Below are 19,465 nucleotides of genomic sequence, written 5' to 3'. Positions count from 1 at the left end.
CAAGGGAAAGACAGGCGGGCCGCGCTCAGCGTGGCCGCCATTTGAACTAAAGAGAACGACATGACTGACGCCAGCATCAACGCAAGCCTGCCCCGCGAAGACGACGCCCAATTGGGCGACTATTTCGCGCTGCTCAAGCCGCGGGTCATGTCACTGGTGGTGTTTACCGCCTTTGTCGGCCTGCTCGCCGCGCCGGTGTCCGTCCACCCGGTCGTTGGCTTCTGTGCCATTTTGTTCATTGCCATTGGCGGCGGCGCGTCCGGCGCGCTGAACATGTGGTGGGATGCCGACATTGACCGGGTGATGAAGCGGACCAAAACACGCCCGATCCCTTCAGGCAAAGTGCAAGAAGGCGAGGCACTGACCCTTGGCATTGCCCTGTCTGGTCTGTCGGTGATTATGCTGGGACTGGCGACCAATATCTTTGCTGGCGCGTTTCTGGCCTTCACCATTTTCTTCTACGTGGTGATCTACACCATGTGGCTGAAACGCTCGACCCCGCAGAACATCGTCATCGGCGGTGCCGCCGGGGCCTTTCCGCCGGCCATTGGCTGGGTCGCGGCAACCGGTTCGCTGACGCTTGAACCGATCTTGATGTTCGCGCTGATCTTTATGTGGACGCCGCCGCATTTCTGGGCCTTGGCGCTGTTCATGCGCTCGGACTACGATGATGCGGGCGTTCCAATGTTGACGGTGACCCATGGTCGCCGCGCAACCCGCGTTCATATACTGGTCTACACCGTGGCCCTGGCGGCCCTTGCCATTGGCACGGCTTTCACCGCGCTGGGCGGCTGGATCTATCTGACCGTTGCGGTGGTGATGAACGCGCTGTTCCTGCTGGGCGCGCTGCGGATCATCCGCCGCGATGAGGACATGTCCGAGGTCGACAACTTTAAAGTCGAACGCCGGTTCTTCTTCCTGTCGCTTCTGTATCTGTTCCTGCATTTTGGCGCGATCCTCGCCGAGGCGCTGCTGAAACCCTATGGTCTGGGAGGCTGGTAAGATGAGCCTGCGCAAGGAACACGAACTGCACACACGCCGCAAAGGCCGCAATGTGGGCGTTGGCCTGCTGCTGGCCGGGTTTGTGGTGCTGGTTCTGGCCCTGACCATGGTCAAAGTGACGTCGAACGGGTTCCAATTCCCGGCCAACCTCGGAGGCGAAGGCGGATGAACATGAGCGGGCCCCAGAAGACGGTTCTGCAACTGGTATCAGTTGTGATCCTCATGGGAGGGCTCGCTTGGGCGTCTGTGCCGTTTTATGACTGGTTCTGTCGGGTCACGGGCTTTGGCGGTGTGACTGGCGTGGCCGACGCCGGATCAGAGACGATCCTCGATCAGACCGTCAAAGTGCGTTTTGACGCCTCCAAAGAACGCGGAATGCCATGGGAGTTTACCCCGGTGGTCCGTGAGATGGAGATGCGCATCGGCGAAACCGGGCTGGCCTTCTATGAGGCCTATAATCCAACGGACCGTCCGGTTGCAGGCCAGGCGTCTTACAATGTCACCCCCTACACGGCGGGCGGCTTCTTTGAGAAAATTCACTGTTTCTGTTTCGAGGAACAAGTGCTGCAACCCGGTGAACGGGTGCAGATGCCGGTGACTTTCTTTGTCGATCCAGCGATCGTCGAAGATGTCGACGGCCAATATGTGCATACGATAACCTTGTCGTACACATTCTATGAAATTGATCTGCCCGAGGGCTATGCCGCGCTCGATCAAAAGGCAGACACCGATATTAACTGAGGCCACTTTGGTGAGGGACCGTTGAATGGCACATGCTAAGAACCACGACTTTCATATTCTGCCGCCGTCGATTTGGCCTCTGCTGAGTTCGGTTGGCACCTTCGTCATGCTGTTTGGCGCGGTGCTCTGGATGCAGGGTATCACCGCCTGGATGTTCTGGATCGGCTTCGTTGCCGTCCTGTATTCTGCGTTTTGCTGGTGGGCGGAAACCATTGCCGAGAACAAAGCAGGCGATCACACGCCGGTTGTTCTGATCGGCCTGCGCTATGGCTTTATTCTCTTCGTTATGTCCGAAGTGATGTTCTTCTTTGCCTGGTTCTGGTCCTTCTTCAAACACGCCATCTACCCGATGGAACAGTATTTCGGCACCGAATACGCAGCGCCGAATATCTATCCGGTTGATGCGTTCCACCTGCCGCTGATCAACACGCTGGTCCTGCTGCTGTCTGGGTGTGCCGTCACCTGGGCGCACCACGCGCTGGTGCATGAAAACAACCGCAAGGCGCTGATCCAGGGTCTGGCCATTGGTATTGCACTGGGCATCTTCTTTACCTTCCTGCAGGGCTATGAATATGCGCATCTGCTGCACAAAGGCTGGGAATTTGGCGGTGACGAGTTCTATTCGAACTTCTTCATGGCGACCGGTTTCCACGGCTTCCATGTGATCATCGGTACCATTTTCCTAACCGTCTGCCTGATCCGCGCGATGAAGGGGGATTTCACCCCGAAACAGCACGCCGGTTTCGAGATGGCCGCCTGGTACTGGCACTTTGTGGATGTGGTCTGGCTGTTCCTGTTCTTCGCCGTCTACATCTGGGGCACCGCGGGGCTGGCTCACTAAGATCCCGCAGGCAGCCCGTATCAATGTAACGGGTACATCTTTGCGGTTCTTATTTCCGCAAGGGTCACGTATCACCAAGGCGCGCGGGGCAGGGGCTTCGCGCGCCTTTTCACTTCTGGGACGAAGACGCAAATGGCACGGTCTTACTTTTTGGCGCTGGTGGGGGGATTGGGCCTTGTGGCCTTGCTGAGCCTTGGCATCTGGCAGCTGCAGCGCCTGGACTGGAAAGAAGGCGTTCTGGCAACGATCACCGCGCGGATCAATGAGACGCCGATTGCGCTGCCCGATGCGCCCACCCCCAAAGAAGACGCGTATCGTGCGGTCACTTTGACCGGGGCGCTGATGCCCGAGGAACTGCATGTCTACTGGGTGACATCTGATCAGGGGCCGGGCTACCGGGTGATCTCTCCGTTTGTCACCGATCAGGGGCGTCGCGTGTTGCTGGATCGTGGTTTTGTCACCGCCAAAGCCAAGCTCGATAGCCGCTCTGTCGGGGCCGCAGCCGTAACGGGAAACCTGCTGTGGCCGGACGAGGTCGACAGCCTGACGCCTGCGCCTGATTCTGTTGGCAATATCTGGTACGCCCGCGATGTCGAAGCCATGGCCGCCAAACTGGGTACGCAGCCGGTGCTGATTGTCGCCCGCGACGTCAACATGGCCCATGCGGTCAATTCGATCACGCCTTTGCCGGTTTCGACCCAGAATATCCCGAACAACCACCTGCAATATGCAATCACCTGGTTCCTGCTGGCCCTTGTCTGGGCGGCGATGACCGGACTTTTCCTCCTGCGCTCCCGCAAGGGCGCGAGCGCGCAACAACTCAAGAGCTGAGACCATGAAATATATCTCGACCCGCGGCCAAGCGCCGGAACTGACCTTCGAGGAAGCTATGCTGACGGGCCTGGCCCGTGACGGCGGCCTCTATGTGCCTGCCGAGATCCCCACAATGACCAAGGAGGAGATCGCCGCACTGGCTGGTCTGCCTTATGAGGACATCGCTTTCCGTGTCATGTGGCCCTATGTCGAAGGTTCCTTCACCGAGGAAGAGTTCAAAGGCATTATTGCCCGCGCCTACGCTGGTTTCGGCCATGCCGCCCGCGCACCGCTGAAGCAGCTGACCCCGAACCACTTCCTGCTGGAGCTGTTCCACGGCCCGACGCTGGCCTTCAAAGACTTTGCCATGCAGCTGATTGGTCAGCTCTTCCAGGTGGCGCTGAAGCGCCGCGGCGAAAGCGTTACCATCGTAGGGGCAACCTCTGGCGACACAGGGTCTGCGGCGATCGAGGCTTTCAAAGGTCTGGATGCAGTGAACGTTGCGATCCTCTACCCGCACGGCCGCGTCTCCGAGGTGCAGCGCCGTCAGATGACCACCCCGCAGGAAAGCAATGTGCATGCGCTGGCCGTGGACGGTGACTTCGACGACTGTCAGGCGCGCGTCAAAGACATGTTCAACGATTTTGGGTTCCGTGATGAGGTCAAGCTGGCCGGTGTGAACTCCATCAACTTTGCACGTGTTCTGGCGCAGGTTGTCTACTACTTTGCCGCGGCCACCGCGCTGGGCGCGCCGCACCGCAATGTGTCCTTCTCGGTGCCGACCGGCAACTTTGGCGACATCTTTGCAGGTTTCATCGCCAAGCAGATGGGCCTGCCCATCGACCAGCTGGTGGTGGCGACCAACCAGAACGACATTCTGCACCGCTGCCTGTCTGGCGAAGGCTATTTCAAAGGCGAAACCAAACCGTCGATCTCTCCGTCGATGGACATTCAGGTGTCGTCGAATTTTGAGCGCGCGCTGTATTTCGCCTATGACAAAGACACGGCAGCCGTGGCCCAGCTGATGGACGAGCTGAAAAACGGTGGGGGCTTCAATGTGTCCCAAGGGGCGCTGGAAGCGCTGCAGGCGACTTATGAGTCTGGCCGCGCGTCGGAAGAAGAGACACTGGCGACCATCAAGTCTGAGGTCGAATCGTCTGGCGAGCTTCTGTGCCCGCACGGTGCGATTGGTGTGAAAGTTGCCAATGAACACCTCAAAGAGGGTGTCCCGATGGTCACACTGGCCACCGCGCACCCAGCAAAGTTCCCGGCAGCGGTCGAAGATGCCTCTGGCATCCATCCGCCTCTTCCCCCGCGCATGGGGGATCTGTATGAAAGATCGGAACGCGTCACCCGTATCTCCTCTGATTTGGGCGACCTCGAAGATCACATCAGAAAGCAAGTCGCCAAGTGACAGTAAGACAAGACCAGCTCGCCAACGGGTTCCGCATCGTCACCGAACATATGCCGGGGCTGCAATCTGCAGCCCTTGGGATCTGGGTCAACGCCGGGGCGCGACACGAGACGGTTGAACAGAACGGGATCGCCCATTTCCTTGAACATATGGCGTTCAAAGGCACGGAGCGCCGCTCGGCGCTCCAGATTGCTGAAGCCATTGAGGACGTGGGCGGTTACATCAACGCGTATACCAGCCGCGAAACCACCGCCTATTACGCCCGCGTCCTGAAGGACGATGTGGCGCTGGCGATGGATGTGATCGGTGATATCGTTGTCAATTCGGTCTTTGACCCGCGCGAAATCGAAGTGGAGCGCGGCGTGATCTTGCAAGAGATCGGCCAGACGCTGGATACGCCCGACGACATCATCTTCGACTGGCTGCAGGAAGAATGCTACGCTGGTCAGCCCATCGGCCGGTCGATTCTGGGCCCGGCAGAACGCGTGCGCAATTTCTCGCGCGAGGATCTGCAGCGTTTTGTTGCCCAGCATTATGGCCCCGGTCAGATGATCCTGTCGGCAGCTGGTGCTGTGGATCACGATCAACTGGTGCGTATGGCCGAAGATCTTTTTGGTCATCTTGAGCCGAAAAAGCACAGCGTGCTGGAGCCTGCGCGTTTTACCGGTGGGGATGTACGCCACGACAAGGCGCTGGAGCAGGCGCATTTTGCACTGGCCTTTGAAAGCCCATCGTTCCGCGACCAAAGCATCTATGCCACCCAAATCCTGGCCGGTGCGCTTGGCGGTGGCATGTCTTCGCGTCTGTTCCAAGAGGTGCGCGAGAAACGCGGGCTTTGCTATACGATCTTCAGCCAAGCGGGCGCCTATGACGACTCCGGGACCTTTACGGTCTATGCGGGGACCTCGGGCGAACAGCTGGGCGATCTGGCTGCGATTACCATCGACGAGCTGCGCCGCGCGGCAGATGACATGTCCGAGGCCGAGGTTGCCCGGGCACGTGCCCAGATGAAGGCGGGGATGCTGATGGGACTCGAAAGCCCGTCGAACCGTGTCGAGCGTCTGGCCCGTCTGGTGCAAATCTGGGACCGTGTCCCGAGCCTTGAGGATACTGTGGCGAAGATCGACGCGGTGACCTGCGAGGATGTCAAAGCCATGGCGACCCGCATCGGGCGCGAAGCGCCGATGGCACTGGCGATGTACGGGCCGCTTGGCGCGGCACCGGACTTCCAAAGCCTGCAGGAGAGGCGCGCAGCCTAATGCTTCTGGCCCGACGCAAGCTGAAGCTCGAGACCGAGCGGCTGACCCTTCGGCCGCCGGTCCATGCTGATTTCCGGGCTTGGGCTTTCCTGCGACAGCAAAGTCAGCCCCATCTTGTGCCCTGGGAGCCCAGTTGGTCCGCAGACCACCTGACCCGCAAGAGCTTTACCAATCGGGTGTATTGGGCGCAGCGGTCGATCAGTCAGGGCACGGCGTTGCCGCTGTTCCTGTTCCGTCGCGAAGATCAGATGCTGCTGGGGGCGATTACGCTCGACAATATTCGCCGAGGTCCAGCCATGGCGGGGACCGTCGGCTATTGGACAGGCGCGCGGTTTGCGCGGCAAGGCTATATGCGCGAAGCCATTGATTGCGTGGTGCATCATTCCTTTACCCGACTGGATCTGAGCCGGGTTGAGGCCGCTTGCCTGCCTGAAAACGCAGCCTCACGGGGGCTGCTGGAAAGCTCCGGGTTCAAATACGAAGGCGTGGCACAGTCCTATCTGCAGATTAACGGTCGCTGGAGGACGCATGTGCTTTATGCGGCCCTGCGGGGCGACCGGCGCGGCAAGACCATGGTCGGACAGGCGTGATCTGACCAGTGATGTGGGGCGCTGCCCCACCCCCCGAGGTGTTTATCGTCAAAAAAAGATCAGGCCGGATGACTTTTGACAACACCGCGCTATGTGCCGGACATGCGTGTTCTGATTTCTTTCCTCTTGATGGTCTGGGCGCTGCCAGTGGGCGCACAGGATCGGCGTGCGAGCCATTGTATTGCCTTAGTTGAAAATACGCCGGGGATCGAAATGATCCATACCGCCAGCTGGCAGGATCCACTGACGGATGAATTCACGGTCCGCCTCCACTATATTGCGCATGCGTCTTTTCTGTTGCAGACGGCAGGCGGGTTGTCGGTGGTGACAGATTACACCGGGTTTCTTGGCAGCACAGATCTGGTGCCGGATGTGGTGACAATGAACCATGCGCATTCCACCCATTGGACGGAACGCCCTGACCCACGTATTCCGCATGTTCTGCCGGGCTGGGGCGACTTTGGGGTCGGCATTGATCATCATCTGGATCTTGGTGAAATGCTGGTGCGCAATGTCTCCACCGACATCCGGTCAAGTTTTTCGGGGGTCGAGGCCAACGGCAATTCGATCTTTGTGTTCGAGGTGGCGGGGCTGTGTATTGGGCATTTGGGCCATCTGCATCATGTGCCGACGCCGGAACAATTTGCGGCACTTGGGCGCTTGGATGTGGTTATGGCGGCTGTGGACGGGGGAACAACCCTGCCGCTGCCTGACATGATAAAGGTTCTCGAACGTCTGCGGTCGTCCATTGTGATTCCGATGCATTGGTTTTCGGGCCAGGCGCTCGAACGCTTCCTGACTGAGATTGGCAATGACTTTCCTATCCAGCGGGTCGGGAGGCCATCGGTAGAGATCTCCCTGCGGGATTTGCCATCGCGGCCGACGGTTGTCGTTTTGACGCCTGCCTATCTGACTGCGGCGCAATGACGCTTGCCAAATTGCAGGCAAATGGGGATGGATGGGCCATGGAATTGAACTCTGCCGATCCCGACTTTCTCGCACGTCTTGACGCCCTGTTGCCCGACGGCACGTTGCGTGCGCCCGAACCGCGATATCTGGAAGAGCCGCGCGGTCGCTTTGTCGGCCAGGCTGGCGCGGTGGCCTGTCCACGAACAGTTGAGGACGTCTCTACCGTTTTGCGGGCGGCAAACGAAGCGCGCGTGGGCGTGGTGCCCTTGGGCGGCGGAACAGGTCTTGTGGGCGGACAATTGATGCCCGACGGGCCCGCGCCCTTGGTTGTGTCATTGGAACGTCTGACTGCGGTGCGCGCGACTTATCCGGAAGAAAATGTTCTGATTGCCGAAGCTGGCGCGACGCTGGCCAATGTGCAGGCCGCTGCCGAAGCGGTTGGGCGCTTGTTTCCGCTGTCTCTTGCCTCTGAGGGCACCGCGCAGCTGGGCGGGAATCTTGCCAGCAATGCTGGTGGGCTCAATGTGCTGCGCTATGGCAATGCGCGTGACCTGTGCCTTGGCCTAGAGGCCGTGCTGCCCACAGGCGAGATCTGGAATGGCCTGACGCGCCTGCGGAAGGACAATACCGGTTATGATCTGAAAAATCTGCTGATTGGGGCGGAAGGAACGCTTGGGGTGATTACCGCAGCATCTTTGAAACTGGCGCCACGGCCAGCGGTCACCGGGGTCGCCCTGTTCGTGGTGCCGTCGGTCGAGGCCGCGATCACCTTGCTGGCGCGCGCGCGCGATATGGTGGGCGAAGGCGTCTCTGCCTTTGAGATCATGCATGCCCAAGGGTTTGATTTTCTGCGTGAACACCTGCCCGAGCTGCGCCAACCCTTTGCCAAACCGCCCGAGTGGTCGGTGTTGATCGAGCTGGGGCTGGGGCAGGGGCAAAGCGCGGAAGCCGCGCTTACGGGGCTGTTTGCCGAGACGGTGACCGATGGTGTTGTCAGCGATGGCATGATTGCCCAAAGCGGGGCACAGGCGGCAGCACTCTGGGCGCTGCGAGAGAATATTCCCGAGGCAAACCGCCGGATCGGGTCGGTGTCCAGCCATGATATTTCGGTGCCGATCCGGCGAATTCCGGATTTCATACCCGAGGCCCGCGCGGCGCTTTTGGCGATCGACCACAGTTTCCGGATCAACTGCTTTGGGCATTTGGGCGACGGCAATCTGCATTTCAATGTGTTCCCAGCCAAAGGGCGCGACCGCGCCGACTACGAGGCGCTGCGCGGCGCGGTAAAGGACTGTGTGCATGGTCTGGTTCATGCCTACGAAGGATCCGTTAGCGCGGAACATGGCGTGGGGCGGCTGAAAGTTGAAGATCTCGAACGTTATGGGGATCCGACAAAACTGGCGGCTATGCGCGCGATCAAAGCGGCGCTGGATCCCAATGGAATTATGAACCCGGGCGCGGTGCTGCGGGCCTAGCGCCCTTGGTTGCGGGTGCGGCGTGATTCACAGTCGGGATCAGAAAGACGTGCACATAAAAAAACCGGGCGTCTTGGCCCGGTTTTTACGTTTTTAGCGCCAGTTTCGGCACGCGTGTCAGAGCCCGTCAAACTCGCACAGGACATTGACGTCCATACCCATATCCTCGAGCAGCTTGCGGCCGCCCAGTTCGGGAAGGTCAATGATGAAAGAACAGGAGATGATCTCGCCGCCAAGGCGTTCGATCAGCTTGATGCCTGCCCCTGCGGTACCGCCGGTGGCCAGAAGGTCATCGACCAGCAGAATCTTTTCACCCGGCTGGATTGCATCCTTGTGCAGCTCAACCACGGCCTCACCGTATTCCAGCTTGTATTCCTGGCTGATGGTGGCGCCGGGCAGTTTGCCCTTTTTGCGGATCGGCACAAAACCAGTGCCGAGCTGGTGGGCAATCGCACCGCCCAGAATAAAGCCGCGGGCCTCAAGGCCGACCACTTTGTCGATACGTTGTCCGGCATAGGGGTGCAGCATCTGGTCAACCGCCATGCGGAAACCGCGTGGGTCGGCAAACAGGGTGGTCACGTCACGGAACATGATCCCTTCGTGGGGGAAATCCACGATGGTACGGATGTAGTCCTTGACGGATTTGGATTTGCTGTTGGTGCTCATCGCAGGGCGTCCTTGGCTTTTGGCTTCGGTCAATCAACTGTAAGCCCCGCGTTTGCGCGAAGCCCATAGCGGTTTGACCGATAGGGACGCGTGATTCAAGCCAGAACCGGAGAAATTACCTAATCAGGTCCTGCCTATCGTTGCGAAACCTGCATTACTTCCATTTCGAAAGATAAGTCCGATACAGCCCTTCGGGCAGCCATGGCAGGTGCGGACGCAGCCAATCCTGGCGGCGGGTGGTCAGCATATTTCGGGCGACGTGGAGGTTCATGGTTGCACTCTCCTTATGGTTAACAAATACTTATGCTCGATACACGCGCCGGTATGTACACAACGTGCATATGCAATGTATATACATTTACTTAGCGTCACTTTCAACGGCTGGGCCAACAATTATGAACAAAAAGTTGAAATCGCTTCCGAAAGAGGAAGGCGGAAAAAAGAAGGACAGCCAGCTGATCTTGCGGTTGGGAAAAGAAGAACGTGATGAATTTGTTGAACTTTGCAAAGAGCTCGACACAACAGCTGCGCGCGAGATTCGCCATTTCATTCGCAGTTTTGTGAAGAAAAACAAAAAAGGCTGAGCGCGCGGGATGTGGCAAAAGGGCCGCAAACGTGGCCCAAATTCTATTCCGATGCGAGGGAGGATCAGGCGGGACGGCGCATAAAGGCCGTGGCCACGCCCATGCCCATCAGAACCAGCCCGCCACCACGGGTGATCCGCGCAATCGCGCGGGGTTGGGCAATCCACTTGCGCAGCTTGTCCGCCATCAGCGCATAGGCCAGCGCGTTCAGGGCTGCCAAGGTCACAAACGTCGCAATCAGGATCGCAAACTGTGGCAGCAATGGCTGCTCGGGGCGCAAAAACTGCGGGACAAAGGCGATGAAGAAGGCAATCGACTTTGGGTTCAATGCGGTCACCAGCGCATTATGGGCAAAGACCCCGCGCGCTGAAATTTTGGCATTGGGGTCGATTTGCATCCCATCTGCGCCGCGCGCGCTGCACCAGAGTTTGAACCCAAGATAGACCAGATAGGCCGCGCCCACCCATTTCAGCACCACAAACAACTCAGCCGAAGCCATGACCAAAGCGCCCAGCCCCGCAAGCGAGGCGGTCATGGCGATCAGATCCCCGGTTGCCACGCCAAGCGCCGATGAAACCGCAACCTGTCGCCCCTTGCTAATGGCATAGGACAGCACCAGTAAAATGGTGGGGCCGGGGATGATCAGCAAGGCGGTGGAGGCCGCGACAAAGGCAAGCCAAAGATGCAGGTCCATGGGGGCTCCGGTTACATGTGTGAATGGAACCAAGCCTGATCTCGATGCGCCTGTCAAGCTTTAGCGTTTCACAACCCAGCGCATCAACTGTTCCAGCGGGCCAAGGCCAAACGCGCGTGTCCACAGCACGCCAAACACTGCGGAAACAGCGCAGGCCAGCAGGCTGATGGCGAAGATACCGCTGGTCGACAGCTGCCCGCCCAAAAGGCCAAGCGCCTCCAATGTGCCCATGCCCACCAGAATGTGCAGCAAATACAGGCTCAGCGCCATACGCCCCGGCGCAATGAGCCAGGGCGCAATGCGCAGGCGGTCCAAAACGGGTTGCAGCAGCAGCACCAGTCCAAGTGCGGCAACAGCGCTGCCGCTGGCTGCGATCACATAGGTCGGCCCCGGCGGGATCATAGCGGTGTCCAGAAGGGCGCGCAGGTCCGGGTCCTGAAGGGCATGCTGCGGCAGCGCCCCGGCTGCGGCCACAAGGCTGCCGACGGCTGTCATGGTCAGCTGAACCGAACGGCGACGCAGCGGCAAACGGCCAAGCCACAGCCCAAGCAGCAGAAAGGCAAGCCAGGGCAACACCGGATGCCAGCCATTGAACAGCGTATGCAGGGCAAACCCATCAACGGTCCAGAAGCCCTCGTAATACAAAGTGTCCCAGGTCCAATTGCGGTCATAGTCCAGCACCAAATGCGCGGCCATGGACAGGACCAGAATGCCCAGGATCGCAAGCCACAGCTGTTTTGGCGAGGCAGAGAGGAAGGGCAATGCGGCCAGGAAGTAGAACGCGTAGAAATGCAGAATGTCGGCTTCAAAGATCGTCAGATTAAGCAGCCCCAGCGTCATGAGCACCACGGCCCGTTTGAGGGTGTCGCTGGTCCGCGCCCGGCCCAGGGCCAGTCCAACCCCGGCAAGCACCACAAACAGGGCGGCTGCGCGCCCTTCCAGGGCATCTGTGATCCGAGAGGGCCAGTCGCCGGTGCTGGAAACTTCGGCGGCCAGCCGGAAATTCACCAGAACCATGCCGCAGTAGGCAAAAAACCGTGCCGTATCGATCCCGGTGACCCGCATATTTTCCCTCCGCATGTTCACGAGGGACATATGGGGGCTTGTTGGTCTGAAGGAAGACGCGCACATCGGCACGCGCCGGTCTGTTCCGCGGTGTTGTAGAAATGTGTTAGCCCAACACCCGCCCGGCCACGGTGTCCAGTTTGGCCAGCAGTGCAGGGTCGCGTTTGTCTGGAGCGGTCATGATTGCATATTCCAGCGCCTTGTCGCAGCCGTGCGGGCAGTCTTCGCGCGTCGCGCCCAGCAGGGTGGGCAGGCCTTTGACCATTGCTCGGCCCTTGTCCGAATTGCCCTGAAGGGTTTGGATGATGTCGCTGATGTCGACAGCGCCGTGGTCGGGGTGCCAGCTGTCGTAGTCGGTGACCATGGCGACCGAGGCATAGCAGAGCTCGGCTTCGCGTGCCAATTTCGCTTCCGGCATGTTGGTCATGCCGATCACATCGCAGCCCCAAGCCTCGCGGTACATTTTGGATTCGGCCAGTGTGGAAAATTGGGGCCCCTCCATACACAGGTATGTGCCGCCCCGGTGGACAGTGATGCCTGCCGCTTTGGCGGCGGTTTCACAGGCGTCGCTGAGGCGCGGGCAGGTGGGATGTGCGACCGATACATGCGCGACACAGCCCGTGCCAAAGAACGATTTCTCGCGGGCGAAGGTGCGGTCAATGAATTGATCCACCACAACAAAATCGCCCGGTGCGTATGCCTCGCGGAAGGATCCGCAGGCTGAGACTGATATCACATCGGTCGCGCCCAGGCGTTTGAGGGCGTCGATATTGGCGCGGTAGGGCACTTCGGTCGGGGAATGCACATGGCCACGTCCATGGCGGGGCAGAAAGGCCATTTTCACACCGTCGAACCGACCGGTCAGAATTTGGTCCGAGGGCGCCCCCCATGGGGTATCAACACCGACCCATTGCGCGTCCTCCAGCCCGTCAATGTCGTAAATGCCCGAACCGCCGATCACGGCGATCATGGTGTCTTTCGGGGTGGTCGCGGTCATGATCCGTCCTCTCCTGCTGGGTGTGCGCAGATAAGGCCAAGGGGGGTGGCATTTGGCAAGTGTTGGATGCCTCCGGCGGGAGTATTTTAGGCCAAAAGAAAATCAGGATGCGCGTTTGGGCGGGCGGGGGCGTTTCAGGGCCGCATTCATCATGCGGCGAAAGGTCGGGCATTCTCCGTGGCTGGGCGCGGGGCAGTCCGCAGTATGGCGCAGGGCGTCAGCTAGAGCGCTGAGATCTCGGATGTGCGCTTCGATGTCCTCTGCGCGGGACAGCAGGCGTGCGCGGTCAATGGACACCGTGGGAGATGCGGGCAGCATCTCTGAGATTTCGTCGAGGCTGAACCCCGCCCGTTGCCCCAATGCAATAAGAGCGAGGCGTTCCATCACAGACGGCGCGTATTGCCGTCGCAGCCCTTTGCGGGCGGGGGCTTCGATGAGGCCGCGATCTTCGTAATAGCGCAGCGTGGCGGCGGTTAGGCCGGACCGAGCTGCGACCTCTGCAATGTCGAGAAATTCCATATTGACCTCACGCTGACTTTAAGTGGCAGCCTGCGGGCTGACGATCAGAAGTCAAGGATTCCTATCGGAGGGAAGCAGTATGGAAGAGATTTGGCGTGCAGGGCTCGCGGGGCTGGCGGCGACGGCCTTTATGGACGGGGTATCGGTTATGCGCCGTTCGATCACCGGTCGGGCGGGGTTGGATTATGCCCTGGTTGCCCGTTGGGTCGGACATATGAGAAAGGGGCGCTTTGTCCATGAAAACATAATGCAATCCGCGCCCGTTGCGTTTGAGCGCCCGGTCGGCTGGGCGCTGCACTATGTCATCGGTGCGCTTTTGGCATGGGGGCTATTGGGCCTTGCGGGAGCGCGTTGGATTGGCGGTGGGCAGCCTCTGCTGGTGCTGGCCTATGGGGTGGCAACGGTCGTTGTGCCGTTTCTGATTATGCAACCTGCAATGGGGCTGGGGATCGCAGCCTCAAGGATGCCCGCACCATGGGTCGCACGCAAAGGCAGCATGATCTCGCACCTCGCGTTTGGGGTGGGTCTGATGCTTGCGGCCTATTTGGTTTGACCATCATGTGCGGGGGGCGCGTCCTGTCCTCCCCCGCCCCCCTGTACAGCGTCTGTATGGCCCCGTAACACCGGGGCGCAGGCGCGCCTCAAAGGAGAGATTTATGGAAGAGCAGTTTTGGCAAGACCGGTGGCAGACCGGTCGGATCGGGTTTCACGCAGCAGAGCCGAATCCGTTTCTGACACAAAACCTGTCTGCTTTGGACCTGAGCCAAGGCGCGCATATGTTCGTGCCGCTTTGTGGAAAGACGGTCGATATTGACTGGCTGCTGGCGCAGGGATTTCGAGTTTCGGGGATCGAGTTCAACCGTGGCGCGGTTGAAGCCGTGTTCGCGCGGCTGTCGCTGACACCCGTGGTCACCGTACAGGGGACCCTGACCAAGTTTTCGAACGGCGATCTGACCCTGTGGCAGGGGGATTTCTTTGCGCTTGCGGCGGCGGATCTGGGGCATGTTGACGCAGCCTATGACCGTGCCGCCCTGGTGGCCCTGCCACAGAACATGCGCCCGGGCTATGCCCGGCATCTTGCGCAGGTGACAGGCGCTGCGCCGCAGCTGCTGATCAGTTTTGACTATAACCAAAGTCAGACCGACGGTCCGCCGTTTTCTGTGCCAAAGGGCGAGATCGCGGCGCTGTATGAAGGTGTCTACAGGCCCGAATGCCTTGCCAGCGCGCCGCTTTCCGGCCCGATTGCCACGCGCTGTGCGGGGGCGGAGCAGACTTGGAAACTTGCGCCGGGGTAAGCGGGATTTGGCGGACGACCTGCGCCTGCACCGTGCAGGGGCAGCCCCACGCGATCCACTGGTATGTCACTTGATGATTCGACCCGTTCACAGACCGGCGAACCGGCCTTAGGGTGTTTCCTATCACCGCAGTGTTGATTGGAGACACCGAATGAATTCGCAAAACCCGTTTGACGGACCGGACCTGTCCGGCACCCGCTATGAACGTGCCAATATGGCGGCAGCAAAGTTTGAAGGCGTCAACCTCCAGGGCGCGCATTTCTATGCCGTTCTGACCAATGCGGTGTTCACCAATACGAACCTTGGCGCAGCCCGTTTTGATGACGTAAATCTTACAAAGTCGACGTTCCAAAATGTGAACCTTTCTGAGGCCTTGATCAGTGATGCAAACCTCTCGGGCGTCAAGATATCCCAAGCCACGCTTGCTGACGTGGAGATCGCCGATGCCGATCTGAGGGGGATGAAGATCAACGGGGTGCTGGTTTCGGATCTTTTCGAGGCCTACGAACAGACGCGGGGCTGACGTTCTGATTTGACCAGTGTTCAAAGGCCGCTCGGCCGTTGATTTGGGCCCTCTGTTGCAGCGGTTGCGCACATTGAGCCGACCTTTGCCGTGCCGCAGCCCGGAGACATTGTTTTACGCGAGTTGTTTTACGTGGGTTCCGCGCGTCCAGCGCGTCCTGGATCGCGCGCTGAGCAGTGATCTGCGAAGTGGCAGGGCAAGGCGTGTGCCTTTTGGGCAGGCGTGGCCTCGGGGGCGCGGCTTTTGGGGGAAAACCGGGGCAAAGCTTGCTCCACGCGGGCTTTGACGCTAACAGGCGGGTAACTCCTCCCTTCTCCGACGACAGGTATATCCATGACACGCGGCATTATGGCGACGCTCGCCAAGAACATATCTCCTCCGAACCTTTCGATCATGCAGGACGAGGGCTTTACCGCCTCGCGTATTCGTACGGAACTGCTGTCGGGCCTGACGGTGGCGCTGGCCTTGGTGCCGGAAGCGGTGGCTTTTGCCTTTGTTGCTGGGGTGCACCCTTTGGTGGGGCTTTATGCGGCGTTTCTGGTGGGTTTGATCACCGCCGTGTTTGGTGGCCGTCCGGGGATGATTTCCGGCGCGACCGGTGCGCTGGCTGTGGTCATGGTGGCGCTGGTCGCCGAGCATGGGGTCGAGTACCTGTTTGCGACCGTGGTGCTGATGGGGATCCTGCAGGTGATTGCGGGGGCGATGCATTGGGGCAAGTTCATCCGTCTGGTGCCGCATCCGGTGATGCTGGGCTTTGTGAACGGTTTGGCGATTGTGATTTTCCTCGCGCAGCTGACGCAGTTCAAGGACCCGGCCTCGGGCGGGGCGGACTGGCTGGGCAGCGGCCAGATGATGATGATGCTGGGTCTGGTGGCCCTGACCATGGCGATCATCTGGGGCATGCCGAAGATCACCAATATAATCCCAGCGCCGCTGGCGGGGATCGGGATTGTTGCGGTTCTGGTCATTGTCTTTGGTCTGGATGTGCCGCGTGTGGGCGATATGGCCTCGATCGAAGGCGGGCTGCCGATGTTCCACGTGCCCTTGGTGCCGTTGAACCTTGAGACGTTCCAGATCATCCTGCCCTATGCGGTTATTCTGGCGGCAATCGGTCTGATCGAGAGCCTGCTGACGCTGAACCTTGTGGGTGAGATCACCAATAAACGCGGTGGCGCGAGCCAGGAATGTATTGCGCAAGGTGCGTCCAATATTGTCACCGGTTTCTTTGGTGGCATGGGCGGCTGTGCGATGATTGGTCAGTCGATGATCAATGTGAAATCCGGTGGCCGGACGCGGATTGCGGGCATTGCAGCGGCGTTGTTTCTGCTGCTGTTCATCGTTGTGGCCTCGCCGTTGATTGAGCAGATCCCGCTGGCCGCCCTTGTGGGCGTGATGTTTATGGTGGTGATCGGTACCTTTGCGTGGAACAGCTTTAAGATCATGACCAAAGTGCCGTTCACGGATGCTTTTGTGATTGTGCTGGTGACCGTTGTGACCGTGATGACCGACCTTGCGATTGCGGTTGTGGTTGGGGTGATCGTCTCCGCGCTGGCCTATGCGTGGAACAATGCACGCCGCATTCATGCGGTGACCCGTGACAGTGCCACCGAAGAAGGCGCGAAAGTCTATGAGATCCAGGGGCCGCTGTTCTTTGGCTCTACCGATGGGTTTGTGGAGCTGTTTGACGTGTCCGGCGACCCGGCGGTGGTGATCGTTGATTTTGCCGCGTCGCGCGTGGTGGACCAGTCGGCGCTACAAGCGATCGAGACCGTGGCGGCGAAATACGAGGCGGAGGGCAAGACCCTGCAGCTGCGTCACCTGAGCCGCGATTGTCATGAGCTGCTGTCAAAGGCCGGGCATCTGGTTGTCGAGAATGACGACGATCCGGAATACGCGCTGGCGGTGGACTATTCGGTCCGTACCGGGATCCTCGGCGGTCATTGAGGCGGCGTAACATTTTGGCGACTTGGGGCCGCGCCTTCCTTTGGGAAGGCGCGGTCTTTCTTTTGGGGCGAGGGTTTTTGTGAAGGGGCGCTGCCCCTCTGGGCCTGCGGCCCATTCACCCCGGGATATTTGGGAAAAGATGAAGACGCGGGCGTGGTTGTGAGTTAGGGCGCGAAAGTTTCTAGGCGTGCGATATCGCCTTGTCGCAGGGCTGTTTCGGCCTGTTCCAAAGAGGTAATCGGCCAATCCCACCATGCCAATTCCAACAGACGGTCAATCGTGGGGCGGTCAAACCGGTAACGGGTCACGGTCGCCGGGTTGCCAATGGCAATGCCATAGGGCGGGACCCTTCCGCGCACCACTGCGCCTGCGCCAATGATTGCGCCATCGCCGATCTGGGCACCGGGCAGGATCATCGCGCCCGCGCCGATCCAGACGTCATTGCCGATCACTGTATCGCGGGTGTCAGGCTGAAAACCTGTGCGGGTCTCGGCGCTGAAGATCGGGAAGGGATAACAGCTGAGTCCGTCGGTGGCATGATTGGCCGAAGCTGTTATGAACCGCGCCCCATGCGCGATCTGGCAGAATTTGCCGATGATCAGCTTTTCCTGCGAGAAAGGGAAGAGATAGGGGGCCAGATGTCTGCCCCAGTTGGATGGTGGAGCGAAATCCGAGGCATAGGTGTATGCACCCACCTGAAAATTCGGGTTCTCGATAACGGTGCACAACATCACGGTGCCCTTGTGCGCGCTGCCGTCGGGCAGGCGGATTGGATAGGGGGCGTTGGGGTCGGGAAGGGGCATATCAGTCCTTGGAGGGCGGCAGGGTAAAGACATCGCGCACGCGGGTGAAATCCTTGTAGCCCAGCCGGGCCAGCGCGCTGAACTTTTTGTGGTCAAAGCGCCCCGCGGTCAGCAGGTCTTCGCGCAGGTGGATGCCCAGTACCTCGCCCACGGCCATGGTGTTCTGCTGCCCTTTGAGCGGGACCAGCTGGGTCAGGCGACATTCAAGCGCGGCAGGTGCATCGGGCAGGCGCGGGCAGGGAATTGTCTCGCAGGGCACCGTCGTAAGACCCGCCAGCGCGGCCTCGTCCGTTTCGGCGGGGAGGTCCTGTGCGGTGACCTGCATGTTAAAACGCTGGGAATACTCCACGAGGTTGACGCAGAACACCCCGGTGTTGCGGACGTTTGTGATGGTGTCTTTCTCCTGACCGTTGGTTTTTGGGTCATGGGAGGAAAACATCACCTGCGGCGGGTTCGGGGCCAGCAGGTTGAAATAGGAATAGGGTGCGAGGTTGGCCACGCCGTCTGGCGACAGGGTCGAGATCCACGCAATGGGCCGCGGCGCGACCAAGGCGTTCAGGGGGTCATGGGGCAGGGCGTGGCCGTCCTCGGGTGTATAAAACATCAGCGCTGAGGGGCAGGGGGGCGGGGCATCGGGAAGGTGTCTTCGACAACGGCATAGTCCAGGTACCCCATACGGGCGAGAGGCTTGAAGGCGCGAGCATCGAAATAGTCGTCGGTCATGCAGTCATCGCGCAGATGCACACCTGTCACCTCACCAAAGGCGACAAGGTTGGTGTTCCCGGGCAGCTCTACGATCTGTGTCAGCTTGCATTCCAGCGCGGCGGGGGCTTTGGCGACTCGCAGGCAGGGGATGGTCTCGCAGGGCGTCGCCTCCAGCCCGGCGGCGGTGAATTCATCCACATCGGCGGGCCATGCGGCAGCGGTGGCATTCATTGCTTCGCGCATCGCGTATTCCACGATATTGACGCAGAAGACGCCGGTGTCGCGTATATTGGCCATTGTGTCCTTGGTGCCGTCCTGATCGGGTTTGGCCGAGGTGGAGGCAAACATCACCTGTGGTGGCTCGTAAGCCACTGCATTAAAAAAGGAATAGGGGGCGATATTGTCGTGATCGTCGGCACTGCGCGACGAAATCCAGCCGATGGGCCGGGGGGCGACAATTGCATTGAAGGGGTTGTGCGGCAGGCCGTGGCCGTCAGCGGGTCGATAGAACATGGTTCCTCCAAATGTTTGCCCCAGACTGTTTGCTCGAGACTGTTTGCTCGAGACTATGCCTCGTGCTAGGGGCAAATCCAGCCCGTTTCCGGCACGCGACACAGAAGTTGAGA

At 59.8% G+C, this 19,465-nt stretch carries 23 protein-coding genes; 15 read left to right on the top strand and 8 right to left on the bottom strand.

Annotated elements, in window-relative coordinates; genetic code table 11:
* Positions 1-60 precede the first annotated feature (60 nt).
* The 10 genes from cyoE to TRM7557_RS02095 all read left to right on the top strand — a co-directional run bounded on the left by cyoE (position 61) and on the right by TRM7557_RS02095 (position 9,044).
* The gene (cyoE, locus tag TRM7557_RS02140) at positions 61-1,002 is read left to right on the top strand and encodes a heme o synthase (RefSeq protein WP_058288558.1); all 942 of its coding nucleotides are present in this window, start codon (positions 61-63) and stop codon (positions 1,000-1,002) included.
* Position 1,003: 1 nt separating this feature from the next.
* Positions 1,004-1,171: a hypothetical protein gene (locus TRM7557_RS02135; protein ID WP_058288557.1), complete on the top strand. Its 168-nt coding sequence runs from the start codon at positions 1,004-1,006 to the stop codon at positions 1,169-1,171.
* The gene (locus tag TRM7557_RS02130) at positions 1,168-1,743 is read left to right on the top strand and encodes a cytochrome c oxidase assembly protein (RefSeq protein WP_058288556.1); all 576 of its coding nucleotides are present in this window, start codon (positions 1,168-1,170) and stop codon (positions 1,741-1,743) included. The genes TRM7557_RS02135 and TRM7557_RS02130 overlap by 4 nt, the downstream gene beginning before the upstream one ends.
* 25 nt (positions 1,744-1,768) lie before the next feature.
* Entirely contained in the window at positions 1,769-2,584 is an 816-nt protein-coding gene (locus TRM7557_RS02125) for a cytochrome c oxidase subunit 3 (protein WP_058288555.1), read from the top strand.
* A gap of 132 nt (positions 2,585-2,716) precedes the next feature.
* A complete protein-coding gene (locus TRM7557_RS02120; RefSeq protein WP_058288554.1) occupies positions 2,717-3,415 on the top strand; it encodes an SURF1 family protein in 699 nt (232 codons plus the stop codon).
* Positions 3,416-3,419: 4 nt separating this feature from the next.
* The gene (thrC, locus tag TRM7557_RS02115; protein WP_058288553.1) at positions 3,420-4,811 is read left to right on the top strand and encodes a threonine synthase; all 1,392 of its coding nucleotides are present in this window, start codon (positions 3,420-3,422) and stop codon (positions 4,809-4,811) included.
* A complete protein-coding gene (locus TRM7557_RS02110) occupies positions 4,808-6,070 on the top strand; it encodes a M16 family metallopeptidase (protein ID WP_058288552.1) in 1,263 nt (420 codons plus the stop codon). The genes thrC and TRM7557_RS02110 overlap by 4 nt, the downstream gene beginning before the upstream one ends.
* On the top strand, positions 6,070-6,660 hold the full coding sequence (locus TRM7557_RS02105; RefSeq protein ID WP_058288551.1) for a GNAT family N-acetyltransferase: 591 nt from the start codon (positions 6,070-6,072) through the stop codon (positions 6,658-6,660). Before TRM7557_RS02110 ends, TRM7557_RS02105 begins: the two co-directional genes overlap by 1 nt.
* A gap of 102 nt (positions 6,661-6,762) precedes the next feature.
* The gene (locus tag TRM7557_RS02100; protein WP_058288917.1) at positions 6,763-7,587 is read left to right on the top strand and encodes an MBL fold metallo-hydrolase; all 825 of its coding nucleotides are present in this window, start codon (positions 6,763-6,765) and stop codon (positions 7,585-7,587) included.
* A gap of 38 nt (positions 7,588-7,625) precedes the next feature.
* Positions 7,626-9,044, top strand: coding sequence for an FAD-binding oxidoreductase (locus TRM7557_RS02095; RefSeq protein ID WP_058288916.1), 1,419 nt, complete (start codon positions 7,626-7,628; stop codon positions 9,042-9,044).
* 117 nt (positions 9,045-9,161) lie between these two features.
* Here TRM7557_RS02095 and TRM7557_RS02090 read toward each other — a convergent pair whose 3' ends face one another.
* Positions 9,162-9,710: an adenine phosphoribosyltransferase gene (locus TRM7557_RS02090; protein WP_058288550.1), complete on the bottom strand. Its 549-nt coding sequence runs from the start codon at positions 9,708-9,710 to the stop codon at positions 9,162-9,164.
* A gap of 407 nt (positions 9,711-10,117) precedes the next feature.
* Between TRM7557_RS02090 and TRM7557_RS02085 the strand changes: the two genes are divergently transcribed.
* Positions 10,118-10,294 (top strand): hypothetical protein, encoded by a 177-nt coding sequence (locus TRM7557_RS02085; protein WP_165592399.1) that lies wholly within the window; start codon positions 10,118-10,120, stop codon positions 10,292-10,294.
* A 64-nt stretch (positions 10,295-10,358) separates the two neighbouring features.
* On the opposite strand, the gene TRM7557_RS02080 is transcribed toward TRM7557_RS02085, so the two are convergent.
* The 4 genes from TRM7557_RS02080 to TRM7557_RS02065 all read right to left on the bottom strand — a co-directional run bounded on the left by TRM7557_RS02080 (position 10,359) and on the right by TRM7557_RS02065 (position 13,569).
* Positions 10,359-10,988 (bottom strand): LysE family translocator, encoded by a 630-nt coding sequence (locus tag TRM7557_RS02080; RefSeq protein WP_058288548.1) that lies wholly within the window; start codon positions 10,986-10,988, stop codon positions 10,359-10,361.
* 60 nt (positions 10,989-11,048) lie between these two features.
* On the bottom strand, positions 11,049-12,053 hold the full coding sequence (locus tag TRM7557_RS02075; protein ID WP_058288547.1) for a DUF418 domain-containing protein: 1,005 nt from the start codon (positions 12,051-12,053) through the stop codon (positions 11,049-11,051).
* A gap of 106 nt (positions 12,054-12,159) precedes the next feature.
* Positions 12,160-13,050 (bottom strand): S-methyl-5'-thioadenosine phosphorylase, encoded by an 891-nt coding sequence (locus tag TRM7557_RS02070; RefSeq protein ID WP_058288546.1) that lies wholly within the window; start codon positions 13,048-13,050, stop codon positions 12,160-12,162.
* A 102-nt stretch (positions 13,051-13,152) separates the two neighbouring features.
* Positions 13,153-13,569, bottom strand: coding sequence for a helix-turn-helix domain-containing protein (locus TRM7557_RS02065; protein WP_058288545.1), 417 nt, complete (start codon positions 13,567-13,569; stop codon positions 13,153-13,155).
* Positions 13,570-13,648: 79 nt separating this feature from the next.
* On the opposite strand from TRM7557_RS02065, the gene TRM7557_RS02060 reads away from it, so the two are divergent.
* The 4 genes from TRM7557_RS02060 (at position 13,649) to TRM7557_RS02045 (ending at position 17,331) form a co-directional block, all read left to right on the top strand.
* Entirely contained in the window at positions 13,649-14,122 is a 474-nt protein-coding gene (locus TRM7557_RS02060; protein ID WP_058288544.1) for a DUF2938 family protein, read from the top strand.
* A 103-nt stretch (positions 14,123-14,225) separates the two neighbouring features.
* Positions 14,226-14,864, top strand: coding sequence for a thiopurine S-methyltransferase (gene tmpT, locus TRM7557_RS02055; RefSeq protein ID WP_058288543.1), 639 nt, complete (start codon positions 14,226-14,228; stop codon positions 14,862-14,864).
* A gap of 151 nt (positions 14,865-15,015) precedes the next feature.
* Positions 15,016-15,387: a pentapeptide repeat-containing protein gene (locus TRM7557_RS02050; protein ID WP_058288542.1), complete on the top strand. Its 372-nt coding sequence runs from the start codon at positions 15,016-15,018 to the stop codon at positions 15,385-15,387.
* Between the two features lie 333 nt (positions 15,388-15,720).
* Positions 15,721-17,331 carry a SulP family inorganic anion transporter gene (locus tag TRM7557_RS02045; RefSeq protein WP_058288541.1) on the top strand — a complete coding sequence of 537 codons (1,611 nt, stop codon included), beginning with the start codon at positions 15,721-15,723 and terminating at the stop codon, positions 17,329-17,331.
* A gap of 164 nt (positions 17,332-17,495) precedes the next feature.
* Here the strand turns inward: TRM7557_RS02045 and TRM7557_RS02040 are convergent, their stop codons facing one another.
* The 3 genes from TRM7557_RS02040 to TRM7557_RS02030 are packed head-to-tail and all read right to left on the bottom strand — an operon-like array spanning position 17,496 to position 19,352.
* The gene (locus TRM7557_RS02040; RefSeq protein WP_058288540.1) at positions 17,496-18,134 is read right to left on the bottom strand and encodes a CatB-related O-acetyltransferase; all 639 of its coding nucleotides are present in this window, start codon (positions 18,132-18,134) and stop codon (positions 17,496-17,498) included.
* Between the two features lies 1 nt (position 18,135).
* Complete coding sequence (locus TRM7557_RS02035) at positions 18,136-18,738, bottom strand: flavin reductase family protein (protein ID WP_058288539.1); 603 nt, start codon at positions 18,736-18,738, stop codon at positions 18,136-18,138.
* The gene (locus tag TRM7557_RS02030) at positions 18,738-19,352 is read right to left on the bottom strand and encodes a flavin reductase family protein (protein ID WP_058288538.1); all 615 of its coding nucleotides are present in this window, start codon (positions 19,350-19,352) and stop codon (positions 18,738-18,740) included. Before TRM7557_RS02030 ends, TRM7557_RS02035 begins: the two co-directional genes overlap by 1 nt.
* Between the last annotated feature and the right edge of the window lie 113 nt (positions 19,353-19,465).

Source organism: Tritonibacter multivorans, from assembly GCF_001458415.1.
Taxonomy (GTDB): Bacteria; Pseudomonadota; Alphaproteobacteria; order Rhodobacterales; family Rhodobacteraceae; genus Epibacterium; species Epibacterium multivorans.
This window is presented reverse-complemented; position numbering and strand designations above follow the sequence as displayed.

Coding starts and splice junctions, on each gene's coding strand:
- TRM7557_RS02100 (WP_058288917.1), top strand. CDS start 6,763: ATGCGTGTTCTGATTTCTTTCCTCTTGATGGTCTGGGCGCTGCCAGTG.
- TRM7557_RS02070 (WP_058288546.1), bottom strand. CDS start 13,050: ATGACCGCGACCACCCCGAAAGACACCATGATCGCCGTGATCGGCGGT.
- TRM7557_RS02040 (WP_058288540.1), bottom strand. CDS start 18,134: ATGCCCCTTCCCGACCCCAACGCCCCCTATCCAATCCGCCTGCCCGAC.
- TRM7557_RS02105 (WP_058288551.1), top strand. CDS start 6,070: ATGCTTCTGGCCCGACGCAAGCTGAAGCTCGAGACCGAGCGGCTGACC.
- TRM7557_RS02060 (WP_058288544.1), top strand. CDS start 13,649: ATGGAAGAGATTTGGCGTGCAGGGCTCGCGGGGCTGGCGGCGACGGCC.
- TRM7557_RS02035 (WP_058288539.1), bottom strand. CDS start 18,738: ATGTTTTATACACCCGAGGACGGCCACGCCCTGCCCCATGACCCCCTG.
- TRM7557_RS02045 (WP_058288541.1), top strand. CDS start 15,721: ATGACACGCGGCATTATGGCGACGCTCGCCAAGAACATATCTCCTCCG.
- TRM7557_RS02065 (WP_058288545.1), bottom strand. CDS start 13,569: ATGGAATTTCTCGACATTGCAGAGGTCGCAGCTCGGTCCGGCCTAACC.
- TRM7557_RS02030 (WP_058288538.1), bottom strand. CDS start 19,352: ATGTTCTATCGACCCGCTGACGGCCACGGCCTGCCGCACAACCCCTTC.
- TRM7557_RS02080 (WP_058288548.1), bottom strand. CDS start 10,988: ATGGACCTGCATCTTTGGCTTGCCTTTGTCGCGGCCTCCACCGCCTTG.
- TRM7557_RS02095 (WP_058288916.1), top strand. CDS start 7,626: ATGGAATTGAACTCTGCCGATCCCGACTTTCTCGCACGTCTTGACGCC.
- TRM7557_RS02130 (WP_058288556.1), top strand. CDS start 1,168: ATGAACATGAGCGGGCCCCAGAAGACGGTTCTGCAACTGGTATCAGTT.
- TRM7557_RS02120 (WP_058288554.1), top strand. CDS start 2,717: ATGGCACGGTCTTACTTTTTGGCGCTGGTGGGGGGATTGGGCCTTGTG.
- TRM7557_RS02075 (WP_058288547.1), bottom strand. CDS start 12,053: ATGCGGGTCACCGGGATCGATACGGCACGGTTTTTTGCCTACTGCGGC.
- TRM7557_RS02135 (WP_058288557.1), top strand. CDS start 1,004: ATGAGCCTGCGCAAGGAACACGAACTGCACACACGCCGCAAAGGCCGC.
- tmpT (WP_058288543.1), top strand. CDS start 14,226: ATGGAAGAGCAGTTTTGGCAAGACCGGTGGCAGACCGGTCGGATCGGG.
- thrC (WP_058288553.1), top strand. CDS start 3,420: ATGAAATATATCTCGACCCGCGGCCAAGCGCCGGAACTGACCTTCGAG.
- TRM7557_RS02090 (WP_058288550.1), bottom strand. CDS start 9,710: ATGAGCACCAACAGCAAATCCAAATCCGTCAAGGACTACATCCGTACC.
- TRM7557_RS02125 (WP_058288555.1), top strand. CDS start 1,769: ATGGCACATGCTAAGAACCACGACTTTCATATTCTGCCGCCGTCGATT.
- TRM7557_RS02050 (WP_058288542.1), top strand. CDS start 15,016: ATGAATTCGCAAAACCCGTTTGACGGACCGGACCTGTCCGGCACCCGC.
- cyoE (WP_058288558.1), top strand. CDS start 61: ATGACTGACGCCAGCATCAACGCAAGCCTGCCCCGCGAAGACGACGCC.